The 1,731-nt window shown below is 71.6% G+C and carries 1 protein-coding gene; it reads left to right on the forward strand.

What is annotated here, in order from left to right; all coding sequences use genetic code 11:
* Positions 1–150 precede the first annotated feature (150 nt).
* Complete coding sequence (fae, locus tag B8460_RS23870) at positions 151–1,596, forward strand: formaldehyde-activating enzyme (protein WP_084623601.1); 1,446 nt, start codon at positions 151–153, stop codon at positions 1,594–1,596.
* The last annotated feature ends 135 nt before the right edge of the window (positions 1,597–1,731 follow it).

The following is a 1,731-nucleotide window of genomic DNA, read 5'->3' on the forward strand; positions in this document are numbered from 1 at the left end:
GGGGGCAACCGTCGCGGGCGTGGACATCATACGCGGGCGCGACGGCACGCAGTCCGTGCTGGAGGTCAATTCAATGCCGGGCTGGCGCGGGTTGCAGACGGTGACGCCCACGCCGGTCGCGACGCGCCTCGCCGGGGCGCTGCTGCGCGCGTGCGGCTGATCGCCGACGCCTACCGCGCCGCCTGCCTGGCGGAGCTGCGCGCGCTCAAGCCGGGCAACGTGCATGTCCATGCCGACGGGCACCGCATGCGCGTCGCCGATTTCACCCGCAGCGCCGAGGTCACGGCGCCGATCATCGCGCGCGCGGGCGCGCCGCTCGGCACACGGGTGTTCGACGCGGTCGCGGCGACGCGGGCGGCGGTGGGGCAGAACACCAATCTCGGCATCCTGCTGCTGTGCGCGCCGATCGCCATGGCGGCGGAGGCGGGCGCGGTCACGCGCGCGAGCGTTGCGGACGTGCTCGCGCGGGCGACGCAGGCGGATGCCGATCTGATCTACCGCGCGATCACCCTCGCCGCGCCGGGCGGGCTGGGCGAGGCGCCGGCGCATGACGTGCGCGCGTCACCGCGCGTGCCGTTGCGCGTGGCGATGGCGGCGGCCGCGCGCCATGATGCGATCGCACGCGCCTATCGCGACGACTACGCCGACCTGTTCAACGTCGCGTTGCCGGCCTTCGCGGCGGCGCGGCGTTACCTCGGCGACCTGCATTGGGCGATCGTCGATCTCTATTTGCTGTGGATGGCGCGGCAGCCGGACAGTCATGTCATGCGCAAGCATGGCGCGCGGCGGGCCGCTGCGTTGCAGCACGAGGCGGCGGCGGCGCGCGCGCATCTGCGGACGCTGCATGACGGGCGCGCGATGCGGCGGGCGTTGCTGGCCTGGGACGCGGCGTTGAAGCGCGAGGGGATCAATCCCGGCACGTCCGCCGACCTCACGGTCGCGACGACTTTCGCGGCATTTGCCGGAAGTTCCTTGCCGGGCGCAGTCGATAATGGTTCATTTCCGCCCGCCCCGCCGCCCGGCGGCAGCAGCGGCGACCCCACACACACGACGCGCAGTCACACATGGCGCGAAGCAGGGAGTGAAGACATGGCTGTCATCAATAAGGTCCTAGTCGGCGAGAGCCTGGTCGGCGACGGCAACGAGGTCGCGCATATCGACCTGATCATGGGCCCGCGCGGCAGCGCGGCCGAGTCCGCGTTCTGCAACGCGCTGGTCAACAACAAGGACGGCTTCACCTCGCTGCTCGCGGTCGTGGCGCCGAACCTGGCGGCGAAGCCCAACACGGTGATGTTCAACAAGGTCACCATCAAGGGCGCCAAGCAGGCGGTGCAGATGTTCGGCCCGGCGCAGTACGGCGTCGCCAAGGCGGTGGCCGATTCGGTCGCCGAGGGCATCATCCCGGCCGCCGAGGCCGACGACATCTTCATCTGCGTCGGCGTGTTCATCCACTGGGAAGCCGCGGACGACAAGAAGATCCAGGAGTACAACTACAAGGCGACGAAGGAATCGATCGCCCGCGCCGTGAAGGGCGAGCCCTCCGCCGCGACGGTCGTCGCGCAGCGCGACACCGCGAAGCATCCGTTCGGCGCGTAATCGCCGCAACTGCGTCGCTTGGCGGGCCGGCCGGGGCATCCCCCCGCGCCGGCCCGTTGCGTTTCGGGGACGGTTCAGCCGGGGGACGGTTCAGGCGGGGGGCGCGGCGGCCGGCGGCGTGTCGAGCCGCAGGGC

This window comes from Acidisphaera rubrifaciens HS-AP3 (genome assembly GCF_000964365.1).
In the GTDB taxonomy this organism is placed as follows: Bacteria; Pseudomonadota; Alphaproteobacteria; order Acetobacterales; family Acetobacteraceae; genus Acidisphaera; species Acidisphaera rubrifaciens.